Annotated in this window: 27 protein-coding genes; 10 read left to right on the top strand and 17 right to left on the bottom strand. The window is 63.2% G+C overall.

The features are described 5' to 3' along the window. The first annotated feature begins 38 nt into the window (after positions 1-38). Positions 39-686 (top strand): VTT domain-containing protein, encoded by a 648-nt coding sequence (locus V6M61_RS11835; RefSeq protein WP_332776773.1) that lies wholly within the window; start codon positions 39-41, stop codon positions 684-686. 11 nt (positions 687-697) lie between these two features. Here V6M61_RS11835 and V6M61_RS11830 read toward each other — a convergent pair whose 3' ends face one another. The 5 genes from V6M61_RS11830 to V6M61_RS11810 all read right to left on the bottom strand — a co-directional run bounded on the left by V6M61_RS11830 (position 698) and on the right by V6M61_RS11810 (position 5,448). Next, positions 698-1,942 carry an ROK family transcriptional regulator gene (locus tag V6M61_RS11830; RefSeq protein WP_332776772.1) on the bottom strand — a complete coding sequence of 415 codons (1,245 nt, stop codon included), beginning with the start codon at positions 1,940-1,942 and terminating at the stop codon, positions 698-700. Then, a complete protein-coding gene (locus V6M61_RS11825) occupies positions 1,939-2,391 on the bottom strand; it encodes an RbsD/FucU family protein (protein WP_332776771.1) in 453 nt (150 codons plus the stop codon). Before V6M61_RS11825 ends, V6M61_RS11830 begins: the two co-directional genes overlap by 4 nt. A gap of 179 nt (positions 2,392-2,570) precedes the next feature. Continuing rightward, entirely contained in the window at positions 2,571-3,401 is an 831-nt protein-coding gene (locus V6M61_RS11820; RefSeq protein ID WP_332776770.1) for an ATP-binding cassette domain-containing protein, read from the bottom strand. Beyond that, a complete protein-coding gene (locus tag V6M61_RS11815; RefSeq protein ID WP_332776769.1) occupies positions 3,401-4,360 on the bottom strand; it encodes an ABC transporter permease in 960 nt (319 codons plus the stop codon). Before V6M61_RS11815 ends, V6M61_RS11820 begins: the two co-directional genes overlap by 1 nt. Before the next feature lie 86 nt (positions 4,361-4,446). Continuing rightward, positions 4,447-5,448, bottom strand: a complete 1,002-nt coding sequence (locus V6M61_RS11810; RefSeq protein WP_332776768.1) for a sugar ABC transporter substrate-binding protein — start codon at positions 5,446-5,448, stop codon at positions 4,447-4,449. Between the two features lie 161 nt (positions 5,449-5,609). Between V6M61_RS11810 and V6M61_RS11805 the strand changes: the two genes are divergently transcribed. Together V6M61_RS11805 and V6M61_RS11800 are read left to right on the top strand one after the other, a co-directional pair. Beyond that, positions 5,610-6,590 (top strand): PfkB family carbohydrate kinase, encoded by a 981-nt coding sequence (locus V6M61_RS11805; RefSeq protein WP_332776767.1) that lies wholly within the window; start codon positions 5,610-5,612, stop codon positions 6,588-6,590. A gap of 98 nt (positions 6,591-6,688) precedes the next feature. Next, positions 6,689-6,976 (top strand): hypothetical protein, encoded by a 288-nt coding sequence (locus V6M61_RS11800; RefSeq protein ID WP_332776766.1) that lies wholly within the window; start codon positions 6,689-6,691, stop codon positions 6,974-6,976. Positions 6,977-7,044: 68 nt separating this feature from the next. On the opposite strand, the gene V6M61_RS11795 is transcribed toward V6M61_RS11800, so the two are convergent. From V6M61_RS11795 to tsaE, 3 genes are all read right to left on the bottom strand, one after another. Beyond that, complete coding sequence (locus tag V6M61_RS11795; RefSeq protein WP_332776765.1) at positions 7,045-7,269, bottom strand: glycine zipper 2TM domain-containing protein; 225 nt, start codon at positions 7,267-7,269, stop codon at positions 7,045-7,047. A gap of 148 nt (positions 7,270-7,417) precedes the next feature. Further along, positions 7,418-8,809 (bottom strand): N-acetylmuramoyl-L-alanine amidase, encoded by a 1,392-nt coding sequence (locus V6M61_RS11790; RefSeq protein WP_332776764.1) that lies wholly within the window; start codon positions 8,807-8,809, stop codon positions 7,418-7,420. Continuing rightward, a complete protein-coding gene (gene tsaE, locus V6M61_RS11785; RefSeq protein ID WP_332776763.1) occupies positions 8,806-9,294 on the bottom strand; it encodes a tRNA (adenosine(37)-N6)-threonylcarbamoyltransferase complex ATPase subunit type 1 TsaE in 489 nt (162 codons plus the stop codon). Before tsaE ends, V6M61_RS11790 begins: the two co-directional genes overlap by 4 nt. Before the next feature lie 27 nt (positions 9,295-9,321). On the opposite strand from tsaE, the gene queG reads away from it, so the two are divergent. Then, on the top strand, positions 9,322-10,368 hold the full coding sequence (queG, locus tag V6M61_RS11780) for a tRNA epoxyqueuosine(34) reductase QueG (protein WP_332776795.1): 1,047 nt from the start codon (positions 9,322-9,324) through the stop codon (positions 10,366-10,368). A gap of 288 nt (positions 10,369-10,656) precedes the next feature. On the opposite strand, the gene V6M61_RS11775 is transcribed toward queG, so the two are convergent. Further along, positions 10,657-11,562 (bottom strand): AEC family transporter, encoded by a 906-nt coding sequence (locus tag V6M61_RS11775; protein ID WP_332776762.1) that lies wholly within the window; start codon positions 11,560-11,562, stop codon positions 10,657-10,659. Positions 11,563-11,680: 118 nt separating this feature from the next. On the opposite strand from V6M61_RS11775, the gene V6M61_RS11770 reads away from it, so the two are divergent. Together V6M61_RS11770 and xerD are read left to right on the top strand one after the other, a co-directional pair. Next, on the top strand, positions 11,681-12,655 hold the full coding sequence (locus V6M61_RS11770) for a tripartite tricarboxylate transporter substrate binding protein BugE (RefSeq protein ID WP_332776761.1): 975 nt from the start codon (positions 11,681-11,683) through the stop codon (positions 12,653-12,655). Between the two features lie 102 nt (positions 12,656-12,757). Beyond that, entirely contained in the window at positions 12,758-13,651 is an 894-nt protein-coding gene (gene xerD, locus V6M61_RS11765; RefSeq protein WP_332776760.1) for a site-specific tyrosine recombinase XerD, read from the top strand. A 5-nt stretch (positions 13,652-13,656) separates the two neighbouring features. Here the strand turns inward: xerD and V6M61_RS11760 are convergent, their stop codons facing one another. Next, positions 13,657-14,922, bottom strand: a complete 1,266-nt coding sequence (locus tag V6M61_RS11760) for a class I SAM-dependent methyltransferase (RefSeq protein WP_332776759.1) — start codon at positions 14,920-14,922, stop codon at positions 13,657-13,659. A gap of 267 nt (positions 14,923-15,189) precedes the next feature. Continuing rightward, complete coding sequence (locus tag V6M61_RS11755) at positions 15,190-16,020, bottom strand: ferritin-like domain-containing protein (RefSeq protein ID WP_332776758.1); 831 nt, start codon at positions 16,018-16,020, stop codon at positions 15,190-15,192. Positions 16,021-16,102: 82 nt separating this feature from the next. Here V6M61_RS11755 and V6M61_RS11750 point away from each other — a divergent pair, with 82 nt between their 5' ends. Next, complete coding sequence (locus V6M61_RS11750) at positions 16,103-16,627, top strand: gamma carbonic anhydrase family protein (RefSeq protein ID WP_332776757.1); 525 nt, start codon at positions 16,103-16,105, stop codon at positions 16,625-16,627. A gap of 160 nt (positions 16,628-16,787) precedes the next feature. Next, positions 16,788-17,756 carry an Hsp33 family molecular chaperone HslO gene (hslO, locus tag V6M61_RS11745; RefSeq protein ID WP_332776756.1) on the top strand — a complete coding sequence of 323 codons (969 nt, stop codon included), beginning with the start codon at positions 16,788-16,790 and terminating at the stop codon, positions 17,754-17,756. A 28-nt stretch (positions 17,757-17,784) separates the two neighbouring features. On the opposite strand, the gene V6M61_RS11740 is transcribed toward hslO, so the two are convergent. The 6 genes from V6M61_RS11740 to V6M61_RS11715 all read right to left on the bottom strand — a co-directional run bounded on the left by V6M61_RS11740 (position 17,785) and on the right by V6M61_RS11715 (position 23,148). Beyond that, complete coding sequence (locus V6M61_RS11740; RefSeq protein WP_332776755.1) at positions 17,785-18,447, bottom strand: ATP-binding protein; 663 nt, start codon at positions 18,445-18,447, stop codon at positions 17,785-17,787. A 111-nt stretch (positions 18,448-18,558) separates the two neighbouring features. After that, the gene (locus tag V6M61_RS11735) at positions 18,559-18,834 is read right to left on the bottom strand and encodes a septum formation initiator family protein (protein WP_332776754.1); all 276 of its coding nucleotides are present in this window, start codon (positions 18,832-18,834) and stop codon (positions 18,559-18,561) included. Between the two features lie 137 nt (positions 18,835-18,971). Beyond that, positions 18,972-20,255, bottom strand: a complete 1,284-nt coding sequence (gene eno, locus V6M61_RS11730; protein ID WP_332776753.1) for a phosphopyruvate hydratase — start codon at positions 20,253-20,255, stop codon at positions 18,972-18,974. A 44-nt stretch (positions 20,256-20,299) separates the two neighbouring features. After that, the gene (locus V6M61_RS11725; RefSeq protein WP_332776752.1) at positions 20,300-20,605 is read right to left on the bottom strand and encodes a DUF1330 domain-containing protein; all 306 of its coding nucleotides are present in this window, start codon (positions 20,603-20,605) and stop codon (positions 20,300-20,302) included. 20 nt (positions 20,606-20,625) lie between these two features. Further along, a complete protein-coding gene (kdsA, locus tag V6M61_RS11720) occupies positions 20,626-21,480 on the bottom strand; it encodes a 3-deoxy-8-phosphooctulonate synthase (protein ID WP_332776751.1) in 855 nt (284 codons plus the stop codon). Then, positions 21,481-23,148 (bottom strand): CTP synthase, encoded by a 1,668-nt coding sequence (locus V6M61_RS11715; protein WP_332776750.1) that lies wholly within the window; start codon positions 23,146-23,148, stop codon positions 21,481-21,483. It abuts the gene before it with no gap. A gap of 296 nt (positions 23,149-23,444) precedes the next feature. On the opposite strand from V6M61_RS11715, the gene coaBC reads away from it, so the two are divergent. Both coaBC and dut read left to right on the top strand, forming a co-directional pair. Continuing rightward, a complete protein-coding gene (gene coaBC / locus V6M61_RS11710) occupies positions 23,445-24,710 on the top strand; it encodes a bifunctional phosphopantothenoylcysteine decarboxylase/phosphopantothenate--cysteine ligase CoaBC (RefSeq protein WP_332776749.1) in 1,266 nt (421 codons plus the stop codon). After that, positions 24,707-25,156, top strand: coding sequence for a dUTP diphosphatase (gene dut / locus V6M61_RS11705; RefSeq protein ID WP_332776748.1), 450 nt, complete (start codon positions 24,707-24,709; stop codon positions 25,154-25,156). Before coaBC ends, dut begins: the two co-directional genes overlap by 4 nt. Positions 25,157-25,297: the final 141 nt, after the last annotated feature.

The following is a 25,297-nucleotide window of genomic DNA, read 5'->3' as shown; positions in this document are numbered from 1 at the left end:
CCGCCGGTGGGTTTATTCAGCCCCGATAATCCTGTTGTATGGAACTGCTAACTTTTTTGATCGATTTCATTCTCCACGTGGATAAACACCTGGAAGCTTTCGTGAACAGCTACGGCACATGGGTCTACGCGCTGCTGTTTCTCATTATCTTTGTGGAAACCGGGGTGGTCATCATGCCGTTTTTGCCCGGGGATTCCTTGCTGTTTGTGGTGGGGGCCATGTGCGGTGTGGGCCTGATGAACTATCCGCTGGCCGTGGGCCTGCTGTTTGCGGCGGCGGTGCTGGGCAACCAGTCCAACTACACCATCGGCCACTACTTTGGGCCCAAGGTGTTTCAGTGGGAAGATTCGAAGCTGTTCAACAAAAAGGCGTTTAACCAGGCCCATGCGTTTTACGAGCGCTATGGCGGCATCACCATTGTGGCGGCGCGTTTCATGCCGTTTTTGCGCACCTTTGCGCCCTTTGTGGCGGGCGTGTCGCAAATGACGCGCAGCAAATTCACCTTTTACGACATCACGGGCGGCGCGCTGTGGGTGGGCGGCATTGTCACCATTGGCTACTTTTTCGGCAACGTTCCCTTTGTCAAGACGCATCTGGACAAGGTCATCTGGGCCTTGATCCTGATCCCCGGCCTGTTCGTTTTGTTTGGTGCGTGGAAGGCCCGGCGCCAGGCAGCGCAGACCTGAAGCAGCTTGGTTCAGCCACCGACCTTGAGAAACAGGTCGCGGTCGGGGGCGAAGTTGGCGTGCAGCGGCAGCAGGGCGCCGCCCAGCGCGCGGGCGTCGGAGCCAATGCTGCCGGCGATCACCGTGGCCGGCCACAGGCCTTCCCAGTTGTAGTGGCTCAAGGCCTCGCGCGTGCGTTCAATCAGGCGCTGCAGCAGGGGCCGGCAAAATGATCCATCCATCACCACGGCGTCGATGTCCAGCAAGGCCGTTGCGCTGACCACGCAGTGCGCCAGCGCATTGGCGGCGTTGGTCAGCCACAGGTCGGTCTCTTGGTCGAACGGGGGCTGCAGGGCGCGCTCGTCGTAGGCGGCCACCGGGTCGAGCCCGTGCGCCTGATAGCGTTGCTCCAGCTCCCACAGCGAGGCCTGGCTGATCAGCTGGGGCGGCGCGTGGGGTGCCTGCGCCAGCTGCAGGGGCAGCGAGGCCACGGCGCCGGCATTGCCGTGGATGCCGGCATGGAGGTGGGATTGGATGACCAGACCCCCGCCGACGAAGGTGTCGACAAACAGATACAAAAAGCTTTTCAGGTCGCGTCCGCGGCCCGCCACCAGTTCGGCCACGCAGGCGGCCGAGGTGTCCTTGGCAAAGTTCACGGGCAGCTCGGCCATGGCCTGCACTTCGGCGCTCAGGTCGATGCGGTTCCACGCCAGCGACTGGGCTTCGGACAGCCCCAGCATCCGGTGCCAGCCGCCGAGCTGGAAGGGCGCGGCCACACCCACGCCCACGAGGCGCGGGGCCAGCGGGCCCAACTGGTCACGCAGGGCGCGCAGGTGCTGGCCTATGGTGGGGATCAGCGTATCAGCCTCGGGGAAGGCGTAGGCCAGCGTCAGCCGCTGGCGGACCTGGCCGGTGAAATCCACCAGCAGCGAGTCGGTGCTGCGCCGGCCGATCTTGATGCCCACGGAAAAAGCGCCGTCGGGGTTCAGCGCCAGAGGCACCGAAGGCTGGCCGATGCGGCCGCGCACGCGGTCCTGGCGGATCAACAGGCCGTCTTCTTCGAGCCGGGTCGTGATTAATCCTATGGTCTGGGCGGTCAGGCCGGTCAGGCGGGCTAAATCGGCCTTGGGCAGGCTGCCGTGCAGGCGGATGGCCTGCAGCACCACGCGTTCGTTGAACTGGCGCATGCCCACCTGGTTGGAGCCGCGCGGGCGCAGCAAGCGCGGCGGCGTGGGAGGAGCGGCCCCGGGGGCCGGGGAAGCGCTGGCGCGTGTCATGGGCGCAGATTCTCGCTGATCACGCCCTTGCGCAAGATGATGTTGCCAAAGGGCTGCAGCTCGCCCGTCACCACGATCGCATAGGCCTGACGCACCCTGTCGTAGAAGGCGTAGCGCTCGACGGGTTCGGCCTGTTGGTGCGGCAGTAAATGGGGTGTCAGCAGGTCCAGCACCTCGCGCTGCAGGCCCGAGCGGTACGGCGCCTCGGTGCCGCTGACCTGCATGTAGGCCACCGGGTGGTCCACATCCGCGGCCAGCGGCAGCAGGGAGATCACGGCCTGCGCGGTCCGCACCATGCCATGGCCGCTCAGGCGCAGCACCGGCTTGCCCGCGCCCAGGCTCATCGCCGTGAAGTTGGCGTCGGCCAACACCAGCACGTCGTCATGGCCCATCTCGGCCAGCAGCTTGAGCAGCTCCGGGGTGAGCAGGGGGTCAATGCCTTTGAGCATGTTGTGCCTCCTGCCGAGCCGCCTCAAAGGAGGCATGGTCTTGCAGACCGCGCTGCTGCGAGACGCAGCAGCTCTTCGTGCCGTCCGAGCCTGCGCGGGCAGGCTCGGAGCCGCGGCACTCAGCCCCCTCGGGGGGCAGCGAACAAATGTGAGCGTGGGGGTTCATGGCATTTCCAGATTCAATGCGCCAGGCACTCGGCCGGTATGTCTTCGGGCCGCATCGCGCCGGTCATGACCGCCACGGTGTCGCTCATGCTGATCTTCTTCGGGTTCAACACGGCCGCCCGCTTGCCCAGGCGCGCCACATGGATGCGGTCGGCGACCTCGAACACATGCGGCATGTTGTGGCTGATGAGCACCACAGGCAGGCCTTTGTCGCGCACGCGGCGTATCAACTCCAGCACCATGTTGCCTTCCTTCACGCCCAGGGCCGCGGTCGGCTCGTCCATGATGACCACATGCTGGGCAAAGGCTGCGGCCCGCGACACGGCCACGCACTGGCGCTGGCCGCCCGACAGCGTCTCGACCGCCTGGGTCATGGAGCGGATGCCGACCTTGAGGTCGTTCATGCGCGCGACGCTCATTTCCAGCATCTTTTTCTTGTCCAGCATGCGCAGCACATGGCCCAGGAAACCCTCGCGCCGCAGCTCTCGGCCCAGGAACAGGTTTTCGGCAATCGTCATGGCGGGCGCCACCGCCAGGTCCTGGTAGACCGTCTCGATGCCGGCGCGGCGGGCGTCGATGGGGCTTTTGAAGTGGATGGGCTTGCCGTCCAGTTCAATGCGGCCTTCGTCGGGAATGGTGGCGCCCGAGAGGCACTTGATGAGCGAGGACTTGCCGGCGCCGTTGTCGCCGATCACGGCCAGGATTTCACCGGCCCGCAGTTCGAAGTCGGCGCCGTCCAGGGCGGTCACATGGCCGTAGCGTTTGACCAGGCCGCGCGCCTGCATCACGATTTGCGGCGCCGTTTCCGGCATGTTGAAGTGGATGGGTTTGAGCACGGCGTTCATCAGCGGGCTCCCTTGTGAGACATTTGGTCGGTGGCCACGGCCAGGATCACGAGGATGCCGGTGACCAGGATCTGGTAGACGGAGGAGACGCCCATCAGCGTCAGGCCGTTGCGGAACACGCCCACGATCAGCGCGCCCACCAGGCTGCCCAGCACCACGCCGCGCCCGCCGAACAGGCTGGTGCCGCCCAGCACCACGGCGGTGATGGCGTCGAGGTTTTCGGTCTGGCCGGCGTTCGGATCGCCGGCGCCGGTGCGGGCCACACCCAGCACCGCGGCGATGCCGTAGAACACGCCGGCCAGCACATACACGCCCAGCAGCACGCGCTCGGTGGGGATGCCGGTGAGGCGGGTGGCTTCCGCGTTGTTGCCCACGGCGTACACATGGCGTCCAGCGGCCGTCTCGCGCAGGCCGAACCAGGCCAGGACGTAGAGCGCCAGCATCAGCAGGGCGCCATAGGCCACCGCCGCGTCGCCGAACTTGAAGGTATTGCCCAGCATCGTCATGCCGGCGGGGATGTCGGTCACGGTTTGCGAGCCTGAGTAGAGCTGGGTGATGGCAAACGCGATGTTGAGTGTGCCCAGGGTCACGATGAACGGTGGCAGCTTGATGCGCGTGACCAGCAGGCCGTTGAGCAGGCCGAACAGGGTGGTCACGGCTATGCCGCAGGCTATCGCCACGGGGGCCGGAAGGCCGAAGTCGGCGGCGAACTTGCTCATCACGATGCCGCCCAGCGCCATCACCATGCCGCAGGACAGATCGATGCCGGCCGTCAGGATGATCATCGTCTGGCCTATGGCGATCACGCCCACCACCATGACTTGCGCCAGGATCAGCGAGAAATTCTGGCTGCTGAGGAAGCGCTCGCTCTGGGTCGCGAAAAAAGCGCAGGCCACCAGCAGCGCGATGAAGGGTCCGAGCGTGCCCAGTGGCGGTAGCTTGTTTTTCCAGGTGTTCATGGTGTCAGCGCAAAGTGTTTGAAGAAAAAGACGGCGGCAACCCGGGCGCGGGCAGCGCCCCGATGGTCGCCGCGGCGCTCACGCGCTTACTTGGTGCCCCAGCACAGGTCGGTGCCGGTCTTGACGTCCTTGCTGTCCACGCCCTTCTGGGCCTTGGCGGCGATCAGGGTCACGCCGGTGTCGGTGTAGCCGCTGACCTTTTTGCCGGTCTTGGCGTACTCGACGCCGGCGGCCACGCCCATGGAAGCCATCTTGAGCGGGTACTGCTGCGAGGTGGCGGCGATCACGCCGGCGCCCACGTCCTTGACACCGGCGCAGCCGCCGTCCACGGACACGATCACCACGCCTTTTTCCTTGCCGGCGGCCTTCAGCGCGTTGTAGGCACCGGCTGCGGCAGGTTCATTGATGGTGTAGACCAGGTTGATGTCGGGGTTCTTCTGCAGGCAGTTCTCCATGCCGGTCTGGCCCTTGGCGCGGTCGCCGTAGCTGTCGGCCATGCAGACCACTTCGGCCGGTTTGGCCAGCTCGTTGTTCTTGGCGTCAAACGACTGCAGGCCATAGCCTTGCAGGAAGCCGTTGTGGCGCTGGGCGCCCACCGGGTGGCCGGGGAAAAGGTCCAGCGTGGCGATCACGGGCTTCTTGCCACCCAGGGCGGCCTTGGCATACTGGCCAATCAGCACGCCGGCCTTGTAGTTGTCGGTGGCGAACAGGGCGTCGGTGGCGTTGGCCGGGTCGGCCGGGCTGTCCAGTGCAATCACCATCACGCCTTTTTCCTGGGCCTTCTTGATGGCCGGCACGATGGCCTTGGAATCGCTCGGAGTGATCAGGATGGTCTTGGCGCCACCGGCAATCATGTTTTCCATGGCGGTGATCTGGCCCGCGTTGTCGCCATCGGTCTTGCCGGCACCGGTCAGCAGCTTGGCGCCAAGTTTTTTGGCCTCCGTCTGCGCGCCTTCCTTCATCTTCACGAAGAAGGGGTTGGTCTCGGTTTTGGTGATCAGGCCGATCACGGGTTCGCCGGCAGCGAAGGCTGATGCTGCGGCCAGTGCGAGGCTTGACAGCGCCAGGAAGGTGGTGGTTTTCTTCATGTGAATTGTCTCCTTGTTGAATCAATGGTCAGGGTGCTGGGGCCCCCGGGAAAGCACCCATTACCTATGGGCGTGGGTGAACTATAGTTGCGGTGGAGTTATTAAATCAAGTTGTTTTAATTATGGATAACCCTGAGATTATGGAAAACCCTGAGAGGGTGATGCGCGTTGCGACAGCTGGTGAAGCGCTGATCGACCTGATCGTCCAACGCGACGGACGGTATGAGCCCTGCCTTGGCGGTGCGGTTTTCAATCTGACGCGTGCGCTGGCAAGACAAGGCATCGGCACCCTGTACCTCAACCCTTTGTCGAGCGATCGCTTCGGTCGCCAACTGGCCGCTGCGCTGGTCAGCGATGGTGTGCAACTGGCGCGAGCGCAGCCGGTGGCGCAAAGCACTTCGCTGGCGGTGGTGGGACTGGACGACACCGGCCACCCTGACTACGCCTTTTATCGGCAGGGCGTGGCGGATCGCGCGGTGACGGCGCAAAGCCTGATCCAGTCGTGTCAACGTGAACCTGCGCTGGCCATGGTGTGCACGGGCGCGCTGGCCCTGGCGCCCGAAGATGCCGCGCATTACCTGCCCTGGCTGCGGGCCCAGCGCGAGGCCGGCGCCGTCGTGGTGGTGGACGCCAACCTGCGCCCGTCGGTCATGCCGGATCTGGACGCGTATCGGCGCAATGTGCACGCTGCGCTGCAGAGCGCCGACGTGGTCAAGGTCAGCGATGAAGATCTGACCATTCTTGGAACGCCCGGTGGCCACGCGCTGGCGCAGGCGCAGCACCTGCTGAAGGCGACCACGGCGCGCCTGCTGGTCCTGACCCTGGGCGGGCAGGGCGCCTGCCTGTTGACGCGCGACGGCCAGAGCTGGCGGGCCCGAGAATCCCAGCCCCTGGAAGTGGTCGACACAGTGGGCGCCGGCGATTGCTTTCTGGCCGGCTTCATGGCGGCCTTGCTGACGCGCGAAGAGAGTGCGAGCGGCGCAGGCGATGTTCTGGCGCCGCTGGACGACGCGGCAGGCCGCAGGCTACTGGCTCATGCCGTGGCCAGCGCCAGCCTGTGCGTCATGCGCCGCGGTTGTGTTCCACCGACACGGGCAGAAGTGCAGGCCAGGGTCGAACAGGTGCCCTGCGTGTTTGGCTGAGACCCGTCCGCTGGGGGTGCTATCCCCGTGGTTATCCAAAATTAATATGTAAGCATATTGGGGCGAGCCCGGTGCAGGTCTTGTCGGAAGAGGGTGGAGTGATCAAGGTGCAAGCCAATTACGCGGTTTTTCGCACCAAGCCCGGTAGCGTCAGCGAGGTTTACAACGTCGGGCGCTATATCGACGAGATCATGAAAACAGGCGACGTCCTGAAGTTCAGGAGTCGCCTGTGTATCTACGACAGTGAGATGATTCTCAACTCACTGATTTACCCGATCTGGCTTCAATACCGTTCGGTTAAGCAAAGAGCCGTTCGGGCTGAGCTTGTCGAAGCCTTGGTGCCGATCGCGCAGGCCCTTCGACAAGCTCAGGGCGAACGGGGCTAACTGAACAGCATTGGATCTAGCCTCCTCGAAGCTGTCGGGCAGGGATCGCCGGAGTCGGGGCCGCCGGTTTACCTGCGGCTGTCCTGGCGTCTGCCCAATTCATTACCGATCAGGGCGCCCGCTGCGGCACCGCCGACGGTACCCAGCGTGCCGCCGCCTATCGCGTGGCCGGCTACACCGCCGAGCACGGCACCCGTAGCCGTGCCGATCTGCTGACTGCTGGGGTTGGAGGCACAGCCCGTCATGGCGATCAGTGCAGCTGCCGCTGCGGCCATCAGGAGTTTCGTTGTCATGTTGTCCACCTTTTACCAAAGTTACAGGCGCTACATGGTTTTGTGAGGTTTTGTTCGCTGCCTGTAACTTCACTGTAGACACAAGCAAGGCCCTGGCTTGTAGGAAAAGGCCGACGCCGGCTGTCGGCTGGCTGCGCCGGTTGCCGGTTCAGAGCGCCCGGTTGCGGGCCAGTGGCGGGTTCTTGGCAAAGTAGCGGCCGATGCCGCGCATCAGGGCATCGGCCAGCTGCACCTGGTATTCATCGCTGCGCAGCCTGGCTTCTTCGTCCGGGTTGCTGATAAAGGCGGTCTCTACCAGCACGCTGGGAATGTCGGGCGCCTTCAGCACGGCAAAACCGGCTTGCTCGACCCGGGGCTTGTGCAGCTTGCCCACGTTGCCAATCTCGCCCAGCATGGCGCTGCCCAGCTTCAGGCTGTCGTTGATTTGGGCGGTGGTGCTCATGTCGAGCAGGGCGCGCTGCACCTGGGCATCTTTGGCCTTGGCGTTGATGCCGCCGACCAGATCGGCCGAGTTTTCCTTGTTGGCGATCCAGCGCGCGGCACTGCTGGAAGCGCCTTTTTCGCTCAGGGCAAAGACGCTGGCCCCTTGCGGCCGGGCCGTGAAAAAGGCGTCGGCATGAATGCTGATGAACAGGTCGGCCTGCACGCGGCGGGCCTTTTGCACGCGGACGTGCAGCGGCACAAAGAAGTCGGCATCGCGCGTCAGGTAGGCGCGCATATTGGGCTGCGCGTTGATGCGTTCGCGCAGGCGGTGCGCAATTTGCAGCACTACGTCTTTCTCGCGCGTGCCGCCGGGGCCCACCGCGCCGGGGTCTTCGCCGCCGTGGCCCGGGTCCAGCGCCACGATGATGAGGCGGTCGGTTTTGCCGTTGACGGTAGCGCCCCCCGCAACAGGCTGCTCATGGGCGGGCGCCTGGGGGCTGGCAGCAGGTGGCTTGTCGCCCGCGCCCTTGCTGCCTGAAGGGGGCGGTTTGCTGGACTGACGGGCCATCAGCTCACCCAGCGGATCGCTGGCAGGCGGCGGTGCGGTGCTGCTGTTTGCCTGGCTGTCCTTGAGCCGCTCGGCGATCAGGGCTTCCAGCGGATCGGCCACCTGGGTGGGGTACAGGTCAAACACCAGACGGTGCTGATAGGCTGCAACCGGCGGCAGGCTGAACACCTGGGGCAAGATGGGCTGCTTCAAATCGATCACCAGCCGCACTACGCCGGGCGCGTTTTGGCCCACACGGATGCCGGAAATATTGGGGTCGTCCGATTTGACCTTGGCCACCAGCTCGCGCAGGGCCGGAATCAGGTCCAGGCCTTCAATATCCACCGCCAGCCGCGGCGGCTCCGGGATAAACAGCTGCCTGGCCTTGATTTCACTGTCGGATTCGATCGTGACCCGGGTGTAGTCTTTGGACGGCCAGACCCGCACAGCCAGGATGGTGGCGCCGCGCGCGATGTGCTGCACCCCCAGCAGCAACACCACACTGCCCAGCTGCAAGGCCTGGCGGCGGCTGACATGTGGGGCGGCGCGTGTTGGCGGTTTTTTTGTCATGCAATCAATTCCGCGCCAGCGGCAGAGCGGGCGGTCAGGGTGACGCTGCGTGACTCGTCCGGCAGGACTTCGAGATGCACCAGCAGGTCGGGCAGCGGCAGGTGCGCACCGGCTTTTTCCGGCCACTCGACCAGCTTGAGGCCGGGGCTGGCAAAGATGTCGCGAAAGCCGGCTTCTTCCCACTCGCGCGGATCGTTGAAGCGGTAGAAATCAAAGTGCCATATGTTCAGTGAGGACGCCACCCATGTCACGGTGTAGGGTTCGACCACGGCATAAGTAGGGCTTTTGATGCGTCCTTGCACCCCCAGCGCCCGCAGCACATGCCGCACCAGGGTGGTTTTACCGGCGCCCAGATCACCCTGGAGTTCAATCAGCGCATTGCCCGTGGTCATCTGGCGCACCAGTGTTTGCGCAAAGGCCTGAGTCTGGGCCTCGCCCTGCCAGACGATAGTTTTTACAATGAACGGGTGGTCCTGAACAGTCATCAATTCAATCATCAATTTGTAAGTCAAATTCAAACTTGGGCGCGCGAGCTTGGATTTTCGCAAATTGGCATTGCGGGCGTTGATTTGTCGTCCGCCGAACCTGGATTATCGGCCTGGCTGGCCGCGGGCTTTCATGGTGACATGCATTACATGGCTGCGCACGGGCTCAAGCGGGCCCGCCCGGCCGAGCTGATTCCTGGCACGGTCAGCGTGATCACGGCGCGCATGGACTACCTGCCGTCGTCCACACCCGTCAAGCCTGGTGAATGGCAGTCCATGGAGTTCAGCCGCCTGCAGCGCCCGACCGAAGGCGTCGTGTCGGTCTATGCGCGGGGGCGTGACTACCACAAGATCATGCGTTCAAGACTGCAAAAACTCAGCGAACGGATTGAGGAACATGTCGAGAAGCTGGGGCACCGCGTTTTTACCGACTCTGCGCCCGTGCTGGAAGCCGAGCTGGCGGCTAGAAGCGGGCAGGGCTGGCGCGGCAAGCACACGCTGCTGCTTAACCGCGAAGCCGGTTCCATGTTTTTTCTCGGTGAAATTTATGTCGACATTGCCCTGCCGCCCAGCGAGCCGGTCACGCCGCACTGCGGCAGCTGCAGCGCCTGCATTGACATCTGCCCCACCCGGGCCATCATCGCGCCGTACAAACTCGACGCACGGCGTTGCATTTCTTACCTGACGATTGAACATGCCGGGCCGATTCCGCTGGAGCTGCGCCCGCTGATCGGCAACCGCATCTACGGCTGCGACGATTGCCAGCTCATCTGCCCCTGGAACAAGTTTGCCCAGCGCAGTGCTTTGCCCGACTTTGACGAGCGCCAGGGCTTGAGTGGCCAGCAGTTGGTGACACTGTTTGCCTGGACCGAAGAAGAGTTTTTGCGCTACACCGAAGGCAGCGCCATACGCCGGATTGGCCATGAGCGCTGGCTGCGCAACATTGCGGTGGCCATGGGAAATGCTTTGCACGCAGCAGGTGCCAATGATGAAATACGCCGGGCCTTGCAGGCGCGGGCGGATCATCCCAGCGAAGTGGTTCGGGAGCATGTGGCGTGGGCGCTTTCGCAGTGAAATAGGACCTTGGCCCATGCTGAATGAGCGCTAACAGCTATCGAATTGATAGCTATTGTTGAATGCGAGCCTTTCGGGGCGGGCTTGGTGGTGAAGAATTTCGCTACAAATTACTCAGCAGTCCGAAAGTAATGCACATACTTTGTCATCCTGAGCGCAGCGAAGGATCTCGGTATACCGGCAAGATTCTTCGCGTTGCTCAGAATGACAGCATGGGTGGCGTCGCCTTCGTTACGGACTGCTGGTAAATAGCTGCCTACGCACATCCAGCAAGGGCTGTCGCCAGCTTTAGCGCAACACCCCCAACGCAAACGACAAACTGACCACCCCCAGCAGCGTCGATAGCGTCACCAGCCCGGCCACGTACGGCCCGTTGTAGCCCATGCGCGCAGCGAGCACATAGGCGCTTGACGCGGTAGGCAGGGCCGAGAAGGCCAGCAGCACCGTGGTCTGCACGGACGACAGGCCAAACGCTTTGGACAGACCCAGCGCCACGAGCGGCAATATCAGATGCCGGATGGACAGGATGGCAACCGCCAGGGTTTTGGCCCGGGCCAGGGTGCCAAATTGCATGCCGGCGCCGGCCGCCATCAGGCCCAGGGCCAGCGAGGCCGCGCCTATGCGGGTGACGGTGGGTTCCAGCCAGACCGGCATGGCAAAGCCCAGCAGGTTGGCGACCAGACCGGTGGCGGTGGCCATGATGAGGGGGTTGCGCACCAGCTCGCGCATCAAGCCGCGCTTGGCGTGCCGGGCCATGGGCCAGACCGCACCGATATTGAACAGTGGCACGCACACCCCGATCAGCACGGCGATCAGCTGCAGGCCCTCGGCGCCGGCCAGCCGATCCGCCAGCGCCAGGGCGATGAAGGAGTTGAAGCGAAAAGCCACTTGCGCACTGGCGGCGTGCTCGCGCGCATCAATGTGGGTGCGCAGCCAGGGCAGGTGCGGCAGCGAGTAGGCCAGGGCAATGCCAATGACGCCCATGGACAGTCCGGCGGCAATCAGGCTGGACGCGGCGCCCAGGTCCAGCGGGCTTTTGACGATGGAGTGGAACAGCAGGACCGGGAACAAAAGGTAATAAACCAGGCTTTCCACCTGCTCCCAAACCGTGCGGTTCAGGGCGGTGTAGCGGCAGACCAGGTAACCACAGAAAATGAGCGAGAAGTCGGGAAAGAGGAGTTGGGCGTAGTTCACCGCGCAAGAATAACCGCAAAGCGCGGGGCTCCCCGGGTTTGCCCTTATGCGTAATCCACAACGGCAGGCGCGGGTCTTGCGTTTAGGATATCGACTATTGTTTATCGAAGGATTCACCATGCAACGTCGTTATCTGCTTACCCTTTCTGCCCTGACGCTGGCTACTGCTGCGGCAGGTTCTGCGTTTGCCCAGGCTTACCCCAACAAGGTCGTCAAGCTGCAGGTGCCGTTTGCGCCAGGCGGCACCACTGACATCGTGGCCCGTGTCATTTCCGAACCATTGGGCAAAGCCCTTGGGCAGACCGTGGTGGTTGAAAACAAGGCCGGCGGCGGCGGCGTGATTGGTGCGACCGAAACGGCCCGCGCGGTACCCGATGGCTACTCGCTGGGCATGGCGACCGTCTCCACCACGGCGGCCAACCCGGCCATCAATCCGAAGATTCCGTACAACCCGCTGACGGACTTCACGCCCATCATCAACATTGCAGCCACGCCTAACCTCATTGCGGTGCATCCCAGTTTCCCGGCCAGGAACTACAAAGAGTTCATCGCCGAAATCAAAAAGAACCCCGGCAAGTACTCCTACGCTTCGTCGGGCACGGGCGGCATCGGCCACCTGCAGATGGAGTTGTATAAAAGCTTGTCGGGCGTCTTCATCACCCACATTCCCTACCGTGGCGCGGGCCCGGCGCTGAACGACACGGTGGCCGGCCAGGTGCCCATGATTTTTGACAACATTCCCTCGGCGCTGCCTTTCATCCAGCAAAAACGCCTGATTCCCCTCGTCGTCGCTGCGCCGCAGCGTCTGGCGGTGCTGCCTGATGTGCCCACGTTCAAGGAGCTGGGCCTGGAGCCGGTGAACCGCATGGCTTATTACGGCATTCTGGGGCCCAAGGGTCTGCCGAAAGAAGTGGTTGACAAGGTCAGTGTCGCGACGTTGAAGGCGCTGCAGGACCCGGCTGTGCGCAAGCGCATTGAGGACACCGGTTCACTGATCGTCGGCAACACGCCGGAGCAGTTTGGCGCGCAGATCAAGGCCGAGTACGAGATTTACAAAAAGGTGGTTGATTCGGCCAAGCTCAAACTAGACTGATCACCCAGGCGCCGGGCCTTAAACCGCTTTGTTCAACTGCCCCGCAGACCACGTGTTTTGCGGGGCATTTTTCTGGGCGTCTTTTTTGGTATCGTCCATGCCATGAAAACCGAGAGCCAGTCCAGCATTGACGCCTTTATCGACGCCCTGTGGCTGGAAGACGGTTTGTCGCAAAACACGCTGGCCGCCTACCGGCGCGACTTGTCGCTGTATGCCAGCTGGGCCGGCACGCAGGGACGCCGGCTCGATGACAGCGCTGAGAGCGACCTCAATGCTTATTTCTCCCTCAAACACGCCAGCACCAAGGCCACCTCGGCCAACCGACGGCTGACCGTGTTCAAGCGCTATTTTCGCTGGGCGCTGCGCGAGCGCCTTGTCAGCGCGGACCCGACCCTGAAACTGCAATCAGCCAGGCAGGCGCTGCGCGTGCCCAAGACCATGTCGGAGTCACAGGTCGAGTCCCTGCTGGCCGCACCCAGCGAAGACACGGCGCTGGGTCTGCGTGACCGCGCCATGCTCGAGCTGCTGTACGCCAGCGGCTTGCGCGTGAGCGAGCTGGTCGGGCTTAAAACATTCCATGTGGGATTCAACGAAGGGGTGCTGCGTGTGATGGGCAAGGGCAGCAAGGAGCGGCTGGTGCCTTTTGGCCAGGTCGCCCGCGAATGGATAGGCCGCTACCTGGCCGAGGCCCGGCCGGCCATCCTGGCCGGGCAACAGAGCGACGACCTGTTTGTGACCAGCCGCGGCCACGGCATGAGCCGCGTGATGTTCTGGATGCTGGTGAAAAAGTACGCCGGGACGGCCGGCATTACCTCGCCGCTGTCACCCCACACCCTGCGCCATGCCTTCGCCACCCACCTGCTCAACCACGGCGCTGATCTGCGTGCGGTGCAGATGCTGCTGGGCCATGCCGACATTTCCACCACCACGATTTATACCCACGTGGCCCGCGAGCGCCTGAAGGTGCTGCATGCGCAACATCATCCGCGTGGCTGATGGGTTCAGCGGTACATGTAGTGGCGGTTAAAGGGGTAGGCCGATTGCGCACCCTTGACGGGTTCATCGGGCGCGTAGCCCGAGGGCCGGGTCGCCAGCAGTTGGTGCAGGGAAATCCAGCCCTGCTCAAAGCCGGTGGCGCTGCCCGCCAGGTAGAGCCGGTAGGCCCGCAGGATTTTTTCGGCGCGCTCGGTGTCGCCGCTCATGGACAGCACCTTGAGCGCTTCATCCAGCCGCGCCTCCAGCGCGTCCGACCAGGCCCACAGCGTGCGTGCGTAATGCGGGCGCAGGTTTTCGGCGTCCACCATTTCCAGCCCTGAGCGCGCCATGTGCTCGAGTACGGCGCTGGCGTGCAGCAGTTCGCCGCCCGGGAAGATGTATTTCTCAATGAAATCGCCCATGCCGGCGCCGAGCTGCCGGTTGTCCAGCCCGCCCGCGGTAATGCCGTGGTTCATGACCAGGCCGCCCGGCTTGAGCAGCCGCATGATTTTGTCAAAGTAGGCGCCCATGTTGGCCTGCCCCACATGCTCAAACATGCCGACCGATGATATTTTGTCGAAAGGCCGGTCTTCATCCATCTCGCGGTAGTCCCGCAATTCGATGCGCACGCGCCGGCTCAGGCCTTTTTGCTCAATCAGCTGCTGCACGTAGGCATGCTGGTTTTTCGACAGCGTGATGCCGGTGGCGTCCACGCCATAGTGCTCGGCCGCCCACAGCAGCAGGGCGCCCCAGCCCGCGCCAATGTCCAGAAAGCGCTCGCCGGGCACCAGCATCAGCTTGCGGCAGATATGGTCCAGCTTGGCCTCCTGCGCCTGCGCCAGCGTCATGGCGGGGTCTTGGTAGTAAGCGCAGGAATAAACCCGGCGCGGATCAAGCCACAGGGCGTAAAAGTCGTCCGACACGTCGTAGTGGAACTGCACTTGTGCGGCGTCTTTGGCCGGTGTATGCGCTGCCAGGGAGCGGGCCCGGTGCAGCAGGCCGGCCCACCAGCTGGCGTTGCTGTCGACCGGGTTGCCGCGCAGCAGGGCGGCGACGACGGCCATCACATCGCGCATGCGGCCATCCAGCCTGAGCCTGCCTTCGACAAATTCCTCGCCCAGCGCGCCGATCTGGCCGGCTTTGAGCCGGGCCAGGCTGGACCATTTTGAAAACGACAGCTTCACCCGGGCATCGGCGGGGCCCAGCACCTGGCCCTCGGGCAGCTGCAGGGCGACCGGGCCGGGCAGGCGCACGATTTGCGACTCAATATCAGGGACGAGATGCCGGATCATGAAGCACTCCTGGGACCTGTTCAAGCTACATACAGTTTAATGATTTGAGCGTCTTTTCGTCCTGTGGTCAACAAAAGCCATGATGCGGGAAAACCCGCCAGCTCCGGGTTTGCCGGAAATAGCGTGCAACACCACACGTGCGCAGGGCACGTCCAGCGCATGACATGAAGTGAAAAGCGTAGAGGCCCGTGCGCAGCGAAGGGCCGCCCCAAGCAAGCACAGCCCCCTCGGGGGGCAGCGCAGTACACGCAGTGACAAGCGTGGGGGCTACGTGCCAAGGTGTGCGAGTTCGGCCTCGTCAAAGCCGGCATCGCGGCGCGCATCCAGGTTCAGCGGGCCGCGCAGGCGCGGCGCGCCATAGGTCTTGGCCAGCATGGCATAGGTCGCCAGGTAATCCAGCCCCCGCTCGTGGCACAGCTGGCGGTACCAGTGGTTGCCAATGGCCACATGGCCGATCTCATCGCGAAGAATGATGTCCAGGATCGCCACGGCGCGCAGCGCGTCGGGCGTGCCGACCTTGCGCAGCTTGGCCTGCATGGGCGGCGTGGCGTCCAGCCCGCGAGCCTCCAGCGTGCGCGGCACCAGCGCCATGCGGGCCAGCACGTCGTTGCGGGTTTTATCGGTCATGTCCCACAGGCCGGTGTGCGCCGCAAAGTCGCCATAGTCATAACCCATGGCCTGCAGGTGCGCGCGCAGCAGGCTGAAGTGCAGGGCCTCTTCCGCGGCCACCTGGAGCCAGTCCAGGTAGTACTGGCGCGGCATGCCGGCAAAGCGCCAGACGGCATCCAGCGCGAGGTTGATGGCGTTGAATTCAATGTGCGTGACCGCGTGCAGCAGGGCGGCCAGCCCTTCGCGGGTAAAGGGCGAGCGCTTGGGTACATCGAGGTGCGAGCGCAGCTCGGGCCGCTGCGGGCGCCCGGGCAGGTTGGCGGGTGCTTCCAGAGGCAAGTTATTTGCTATCAAAAGCGTAGCTGCTTGCGCATATATTGCCTGGGTTTGAGCCACTTTTTGCGCAGGGTCCGGCTCTTGCAGCGCCCGCAGGGCCAGGTGACGCATTTCAAGGTGCGCTTCGGGCAGGCCGGGCGTTAAAACGTTCATCCCCGGATTGTCGGCGATGCCGGGCGCCTCTTTACAATCAAGTCCATTGAGAGACCCCCGACAACGCTGGCAAGGACGCACGATGGCTATTTATCAACTGGGCGATTTGAGCCCCCACATTCACGAGTCGGCCTGGGTTGCCGACAGCGCGCAGGTGATCGGCAACGTGACGCTGGCTGAAAACAGCAGCATCTGGTTCGGCACCGTGATCCGCGGCGACGTCGAGGCCATACGCATAGGCCGCGGCTCCAACATTCAGGATGCGAGCGTGCTGCATGCGGACTTGGGTGTGCCCTTGACGATTGGCGACAACGTCTCGATCGGCCATCAGGTCGTGCTGCATGGCTGCACCATTGGCGACGGCTCGCTGATCGGCATCGGGGCGGTGGTGCTCAATCACGCGAAAATCGGCAAAAACTGCCTGGTGGGCGCGGGTTCACTGGTGACTGAAGGCAAGGAGTTTCCCGACGGGGCTATGATTTTCGGCAGTCCGGCCAAAGCCGTGCGGCAGCTCTCACCCGAGCAGATCGAGGGTTTAAAAATGAACGCGCAGCACTATATAGGCAATGCCCGGCGCTATAAGGCCGGGTTCAAGAAGATCGCCTGAGCGCTACCCAGACCATGACCAAAACCAATAAATGCACACGAAGAGCCGGCGTCAGGGCTCCCATTCCAGCAGGGGCCGCGGAACCGGCTTCGCCGGGCCGCAGGCGCAGCGCCCCCCCGGGGGGCAGCGAACCACACGAAGTGGGGAGCGTGGGGGCCTAATGTCCGAACTCCATAAATTCCTTTTTGATGGCTTGCCCGTGCGCGGCATGCTGGTGCGCCTGACCGATGCCTGGCAGGAGATTCTCAAGCGCCGCCAGGCGGCCGGGGGGTATCCGGCCGAGGTCATGCATTTGCTGGGCGAAATGACGGCTGCCGGCGCCCTGATGCAAAGCAACATCAAGTTCAACGGCGCCCTGATCCTGCAGATTTTTGGCGACGGCCCGATCAAACTGGCCGTGGCCGAAGTGCAGCCGGACCTGAGCCTGCGCGCTACCGCCACCGTCACCGGCACGGTGGATGCGGGCAGCACGCTGAGCCAGCTGGTCAATGTCGGCAACCAGGGTCGCTGCGCCATCACGCTGGACCCGAAGGACAAGCTGCCGGGCCAGCAGCCTTACCAGGGCGTGGTGCCGCTGTTTGACGACCGGCGTGAAAAGATTGAAAACCTCGGTGAAGTGCTGGAGCACTACATGCTGCAAAGCGAGCAGCTGGACACCAAGCTGATTCTGGCGGCCGATGGCAAGGTGGCGGCCGGCTTGCTGATACAGCGCCTGCCGGTCCAGGGCGAGGGTAACCTCGAAGGCCGGGCCCTGCGTGAGGCCAACGAAGACGAAATTGGCCGCAACGAGGATTACAAGCGCATCGCCCTGCTGGCGGGCACCCTCAAGCGCGAAGAGCTCCTGACGCTGGACGCCGAGACCATTTTGCACCGCCTGTTCTGGGAAGAAAAAATCACGCGTTTCGTGCCGGCAACGCCCAGCTTTGCCTGCAGCTGCTCGCGCGAGCGCGTCAGCAGCATGCTGCGGGGGCTGGGGGTCTCCGAGATTGAAGCCATTCTGACCGAGCAGGGCAAGATCGATGTCGGTTGCGAGTTTTGTGGCGCGCAGTACGACTTTGACCCGGTGGATGCGGCCCATATTTTCACGGACCATGGCAGCCAGCTGCCCCCTGCGTCAACGGTGCATTAAACCGAGGGGCCACCGGGGCGGGCGCAGTTCAGGGCTTGCGCTGCGCCAGCAGATCGCTCAGCAGCCGATGCTCGCATTGCGGGTCGCTGCATTTGTCGCACAGCCAGACCCACGGGGCGCCTGCCCGGGCCGGGTTTTGGATGGCGTCGGGCAGCGGCATGAGTGCCTGGATGGCTTCGAGCGCATGCTGCAGGCGCTCTTCGCCCAGACCGTAAATCACCTTGAAGTCCACACCGCCCCGTGTCAGCGCAGCGCGGATCATCTGGTCCATAGGCGCCCGTGCTTGCGGGCCGTCGCGTTGCAGGCCATCGGCTTGCCAGGGAACATCCAGTCCCATGAGCAGGGTCAGGTCATAGCTGTGCTGGTGCGCCAGCGCCGGCTCATACAGCGAGCCGTCCCCGAACAGGTGATCGCTGTAGATCGCCGTCATCAAGGGGGTGGTGTCGGCAATCACGAGGCCGGCAGGCACGGCTTGCGCCGCAGCCTCCACCTTTTCGGTCTGCATCTGTGCGATGCCGGCCTGCTCGGCGCGTTGAGGGGTTCGTCCATGCTGCTCGCACCACTCGCGCAGGTATTCGGTGACCACCACCACCGGACGGCCATCGGCCGTCAGCGCCTTGGCCAAGGCGCTGGCCAGCCGGGTTTTGCCGGTGCTTTCAGCGCCCAGCAGTGCGATTTTGAGGGCCGCCATGGTCAGATGGGGAGTGTGCCGTTTCTTAAGTGAAATCAGGCTGTAGCCGCCGTTAATACTGCGCAAGTAGCTATAAAAATAATAGCAACTTTGGCGTTGCAGTGAGCCGGCTTATTGGGTGACCTGCACAAAAATCTCGTTGGGCTTGACCATGCCCAGCTCGGCGCGTGCCTTTTCTTCCACCATTTCAAGGCCTTCCTTGAGGTCGCGGACCTCGGCCGCCAGTTGGTCATTGCTGACCTGGGCCCGCGCGTTTTTGGTCAGCTGCTCATCCAGCTTGTGCTGCATCTCGCGGACACTGGGAATGCTGCCCCGGCCAATCCAGAGTTGCGCGTGGAAGATGACCAGCAGCGCAATCAGGATGGCAGGGACGATGCGTGAACCCATGCCTACGCTTGAGGGTGATGTTTCGTCGCCGGCTCTCCCCGCCAGCAGGGGCCGCGGAACCGGCTTGGCCGGGCCGCAGGCGCAGCGGCCCCCTCGGGGGGCAGCGAAGTACACGCAGTGACGAGCGTGGGGGTCATTTACTTCAGGTTGTAAAACGCGGCGCGGCCGGGGTAGGTGGCGATGTCGCCCAGGTCTTCCTCGATGCGCAGCAGCTGGTTGTACTTGGCCATGCGGTCCGAGCGGCTGAGCGAGCCGGTCTTGATCTGGCCCGCGTTGGTGCCCACGGCAATGTCGGCAATCGTCGAGTCTTCGGTCTCGCCGGAACGGTGGCTGATGACGGCGGTGTAGCCGGCCCGCTTGGCCATCTCGATGGCGGCAAAGGTTTCGGTCAGGGTGCCGATCTGGTTGATCTTGATCAGGATGGAGTTGGCAATGTGCTTGTCAATGCCTTCCTTGAGGATCTTGGTGTTGGTCACGAACAGGTCGTCGCCGACCAGCTGCACCTTCTTGCCCAGGCGCTCGGTCAGCGTCTTCCAGCCGTCCCAGTCGCCTTCGGCCATGCCGTCTTCGATGCTGATGATGGGGTATTTGTCGACCCAGGTGGCCAGGATGTTGGTCCACTCGGTGGCGTCCAGGCTCAGGCCTTCGCCGGACAGCACGTACTTGCCGTCCTTGTAAAACTCGGAAGCCGCGCAGTCCAGGCCCAGCGCAATTTGCTCGCCGGCCACAAAGCCGGCCTTGTCGATCGCTTCCAGAATCATCTGGATGGCCGCTTCATGGCTGGGCACGTTGGGGGCAAAGCCGCCTTCGTCGCCCACGGCCACGCTCATGCCCTTGTCGTGCAGGATTTTCTTGAGGGCGTGGAACACTTCGGCGCCGTAACGCACGGCTTCGCGAAAGCTCGGTGCGCCCACGGGGATGATCATCAACTCCTGCAAGTCGAGGTTGTTGTTGGCGTGCGCGCCGCCATTGACCACGTTCATCATGGGCACGGGCATCTGCATGGCGCCGCTGCCGCCGAAGTAGCGGTACAGCGGCAGGCCGGCTTCTTCAGCCGCTGCACGCGCCACCGCCATGCTCACGGCCAGCGTGGCGTTGGCGCCCAGGCGGGACTTGTTGTCGGTGCCGTCCAGGTCGATCAGGGTGCGGTCCAGAAAGGCCTGCTCGCTGGCGTCCAGGCCCAGCACGGCTTCGGAGATTTCGGTGTTGATGTGTTCGACCGCCTTGAGCACACCCTTGCCAAGATAGCGCGATTTGTCGCCGTCGCGCAGCTCGATGGCTTCGCGCGAACCGGTGGATGCGCCTGAAGGCACGGCTGCACGGCCCATCACACCGGACTCCAGCAGCACATCGCATTCAACGGTGGGGTTGCCACGGCTGTCGAGAATTTCGCGGCCGACGATATCAACTATTGCGCTCATTATTTTCCTTGGAGTAGAAAGCTGTTTCAGACAGGAAAGATATTTCAGACGGGGGCCGCTACGCCCTCGACCAAAACCAGGTTAAAAAATTCGGTTGCGCCAAGGCGTTTGGCCCTCGCTGCACGGTACATCTCGCCGTCGTAAAAGGTTTTGGCCATCTCGTAGCTCGGAAATCGCAGCATGGCGATGCGGCTTGGTTGCCACTGGCCTTCCATCGTCTCAAAGCGGCCCCCGCGCACCAGGTACTCACCGCCTGCTGCTGCAACAGCAGCAGGCGCTACGGCCATGTACTGCTTGTACTGCTCCATATCAGTGATCAGCATGTCAACAATGATGTAGGCGGCGGGCATGGTGTTGTTCTCCGATGGGGTCAGTTGAAATTGTTTTCAAGAAAACCATTTTTCTTGGTCACGCGGTCGAGTTCGAGCAGCGTTTCCAAAAGCGCTTTCATGTGCTTCAGGGGTACGGCGTTGGGGCCGTCGCTCAGGGCCTTGGCCGGGTCCGGGTGGGTCTCCATGAACAGGCCGGCCACGCCCACCGCCACGGCGGCACGCGCCAGCACCGGCACCATTTCGCGCTGGCCACCGCTGCTGGTGCCTTGGCCGCCGGGCAGCTGTACCGAGTGGGTGGCGTCAAACACCACGGGCGCGCCGGTCTCGCGCATGATGGACAGGCTGCGCATGTCAGACACCAGGTTGTTGTAGCCAAAACTCGCGCCGCGCTCGCAGGCCATGAAGTTGTCTTCGTTCAGGCCTTTTTCACGGGCCGCGGCACGCGCCTTGTCGATGACGTTTTTCATGTCACCGGGTGCGAGGAACTGGCCTTTTTTGATGTTGACCGGCTTGCCGGACTGCGCCACGGCACGGATGAAGTCGGTCTGGCGGCACAGAAAGGCCGGGGTTTGCAGCACGTCCACCACGGCCGCAACCGCCGCAATTTCGTCTTCGGAATGCACATCGGTCAGGATGGGCAGGTTCAGCTCGCGTTTGACCTGGGCCAGGATCTCCAGTCCCTTGCTCATGCCGGGGCCGCGAAAGGTGGCGCCGCTGGAGCGGTTGGCCTTGTCGTAGCTGGACTTGAAGATGAAGGGGATGCCCAGCGACGCGGTGATTTCCTTGAGCGTGCCGGCCGTGTCCATCTGCAATTGCTCGGACTCGACGACGCAAGGGCCGGCGATCAGAAAAAACGGCCGATCGAGGCCGATATCGAATCCACACAATTTCATTTAAGCAACCACTTTCAATGACTTGCCGGCCGCCTGGTGGTCCAGCGTGGCCTTGATGTAGGCGTTGAACAGCGGATGGCCATCCCAGGGCGTGGATTTGAATTCAGGGTGAAACTGGACGCCCATGAACCAGGGGTGAGCCGTCTGCGGCAGCTCGACGATCTCGGTCAGCTGCTCGCGTTGCGTCAGGGCCGAAATGACCAGGCCTGATTGGCGCAGGGCATCGAGGTAGTTGACGTTGGCTTCATAGCGGTGGCGGTGCCGCTCGGTCACCACGTCGCCGTAGATCTTGTGGGCCAGCGTGCCCTTGGCCACGTCAGAGCTTTGCGCGCCCAAGCGCATGGTGCCGCCCAGGTCGGAATTCTCGTCGCGGGTTTTGATGGTGCCATCGGCATCTTTCCATTCGGTGATCAGGGCGATCACGGGGTTGGCGCTGCCGGGTTCAAACTCGGTGCTGTTGGCATCCTTGAGACCCGCCACATGGCGCGCAAACTCAATGGTCGCCACCTGCATGCCCAGGCAGATGCCGAGGTAGGGCACCTTGTTTTCACGGGCAAAGCGTGCGGAGCAGATCTTGCCTTCGATGCCGCGTTTGCCAAAGCCGCCGGGCACCAGAATGCCGTCAAACTTGGCCAGGCGCGACACGTTTTCAGGGGTGATGGTTTCCGAGTCGACGTACTCGATGACCACTTTCGCATGGTTTTTCATGCCGGCGTGGCGCAGCGCTTCGTTGAGCGACTTGTAGCTGTCGGAGAGGTCTACATACTTGCCGACCATCGCGATGTTGACTTCGTTTTTCGGATGCTCGGTTTCGTAGACCAGATCGTCCCAGCGCTTGAGATTGGCCGGTGGCGTGTTCAGGCGCAGCTTGTCGCAGATCAGGCCGTCGAGGCCCTGCTCATGCAGCATGCGGGGCACCTTGTAAATGGTGTCCACGTCCCACATGGAGATCACGCCCCACTCGGGCACGTTGGAGAACAGCGAGATTTTTTCGCGCTCTTCGTTCGGAATGCGGCGATCGGCCCGGCACAGCAGTGCATCGGCCTGGATGCCGATCTCGCGCAGCTTCTGGGCCGTGTGCTGGGTGGGTTTGGTCTTGAGTTCGCCGGCGGCTGCAATCCACGGGACATAGCTCAGGTGCACGAAAGCGGTGTTGTTGGCGCCCATGCGCAAGCTCATCTGGCGCACGGCTTCCAGGAAAGGCAGGGACTCGATGTCGCCGACGGTGCCGCCGATTTCGACAATGGCCACGTCCACCGCCTGGGGGGTTTCGTAACCGGCGCCGCGCTTGATGAAATCCTGGATTTCATTGGTGACATGCGGGATGACCTGCACGGTTTTGCCCAAGTAGTCGCCGCGGCGCTCTTTTTCGAGCACGCTTTTGTAAATCTGGCCGGTGGTGAAGTTGTTGGCCTTGCGCATGCGCGTTTCAATGAAACGCTCATAGTGGCCGAGGTCCAGGTCGGTTTCCGCGCCATCGTCGGTGACGAAGACTTCACCATGCTGGAAGGGCGACATCGTGCCCGGATCGACGTTGATGTACGGGTCCAGCTTGATTAAAGTGACTTTGAGGCCTCGCGATTCAAGGATCGCAGCTAAGGAGGCTGAGGCGATTCCCTTGCCCAGGGAAGACACCACACCGCCGGTGACGAAGACAAATTTGGTCATGTCAGATACGAACTGCAAGTTCGCAGAGGTGGTAAACGGGGATTATACGGGTTGGCCGCATGACCGCTGCCGGCCAGGGCATTTAAACCCGGGCATTTTCCGCCGGGCCGCCCCAAGGAAAAATGGCCCCCTTGGGGGCAGCGCAGTACACGAAGTGACAAGCGTGGGGGTAGCCCAATTTTCCGCCGAGCCGCCCCAAGGAAAAATAGCCCCTATACGTCGTGAAAGGGGCAGCGCAACGCCGAAGGCACGCGAAGTGACAAGCGTGGGGGCCATCCGGTGCTACATTGCGAACCATGACAAACCAAGCAAACGACCCGACCAGTCCCCCAGCCGGCGATCTGGCGGGAAAACATATTGTGTTGGGCCTGTCGGGCGGCATCGCCTGCTACAAGGCGGCCGAGCTGTGCCGCGCGCTGATCAAGCAGGGTGCCACGGTTCAGGTGGTGATGACCGAAGCGGCGGAGCAGTTCATCACCGCCGTGACCATGCAGGCGCTCAGCGGCCGCACCGTCTACACCAGCCAGTGGGACAGCCGTGAAGACAACAACATGGCGCACATCAACCTGAGCCGAGAAGCCGACGCCATCCTGGTCGCGCCCTGCAGCGCCGACTTCATGGCCAAGCTGCTGCACGGCCGGGCCGACGATCTGCTCAGCCTGATGTGCCTGGCGCGCCCGATTGACAAAGTGCCCCTGCTGCTTGCGCCGGCCATGAACCGGGAGATGTGGGCGCATCCGGCCACCCAGCGCAACATGGTGCAGCTCGACGCTGACGGCGCGACGATTCTGGGCGTGGGCAGCGGCTTTCAGGCCTGCGGTGAAACGGGCGATGGCCGCATGCTGGAGCCCGACGAACTGCTGGAGGACATCATTGCCTTTTTTGCCCCAAAAGTGCTGGCCGGCCAGCAGGTGCTGGTGACCGCCGGACCGACTTATGAGGCCATCGACCCGGTGCGCGGCATCACCAATCTGTCGAGCGGGAAAATGGGTTTTGCCATCGCCCGGGCGGCGCGCGAGGCCGGGGCGCAAGTCACGCTGGTGGCCGGACCGGTCAGCCTGCCCACGCCGCGCGGCGTCACCCGCCTGGATGTGAAATCTGCGCAAAATATGCTGAAAGCCAGCGTGGAATGCGCGAAGACAGCTAGCATTTTCATAGCAACTGCAGCCGTCGCCGACTGGCGGCCTGCCAGCCCGGCGGCGCAAAAGATCAAAAAAGACGGCTCGGGCAGTGCGCCGCAATTGAGCTTTACCGAAAACCCGGACATTCTGGCGACCATCGCCCAGTCGGCACGCGCCCAGCGGGGCGAGTTGTTCTGTGTCGGCTTTGCGGCCGAAAGCCATGACCTGCAAGCCAACGCCCAGGCCAAGCGGGTGCGCAAAGGCGTGCCTTTGCTGGTGGGCAACATCGGGCCCGCCACGTTCGGCCAGGACGACAATGCGTTGGTGCTGGTGGACGAGCAGGGCACCGCCGATTTTCCCAGGGCGCCCAAGCTCGAGCTTGCTCGCCAATTGATAGCAGATATCGCCCGCCGTACAAGGGCTGCAAAGCAAAAACCATGATCATCGACATCAAAATCATCGATCCGCGCATGGCGGATCAACTGCCCGGGTACGCTACGCCGGGCAGCGCTGGGCTCGATCTGCGCGCTTGTCTGAACGAGCCGCTGACCTTGCAGCCCAACGCCTGGAAGCTGGTGTCCACCGGTATTGCAATCCATCTGGAGGACCCCGGCTACGCCGCTCTGATCCTGCCGCGCTCGGGACTGGGCCACAAGCATGGCATCGTGCTGGGCAACCTGGTGGGGCTGATTGACAGCGATTACCAGGGGCAGTTGATGGTGAGCGCCTGGAACCGCAGCGATGTTGCTTTCACCATCGAGCCCATGGAGCGCATTGCGCAACTCGTGGTTGTGCCCGTGGTGCAGGCGCAGTTCCAGGTGGTGACCGAATTTGCCGCTGCGAGTGCGCGCGGCGAGGGCGGCTACGGTTCCACCGGGAAGGCCTGACGGGCGTGGCCCTGGCGGGGCTGCGTCGGTCCTCTCCTACAGATAGCGGTGATGCCGGCTCACGCCAGGGCAGGCCGTGCGCCGATCGCTGTCAATGAACGTTTGCGCTTCAATGAAGTAGTCATGCGAGTCTGCCACCTT

Source organism: Polaromonas sp., from assembly GCF_036676035.1.
Taxonomy (GTDB): domain Bacteria; phylum Pseudomonadota; class Gammaproteobacteria; order Burkholderiales; family Burkholderiaceae_C; genus Polaromonas.
Note: the sequence above shows the minus strand (reverse complement) of the source record. Positions and strands in the feature narration are given on the sequence as shown.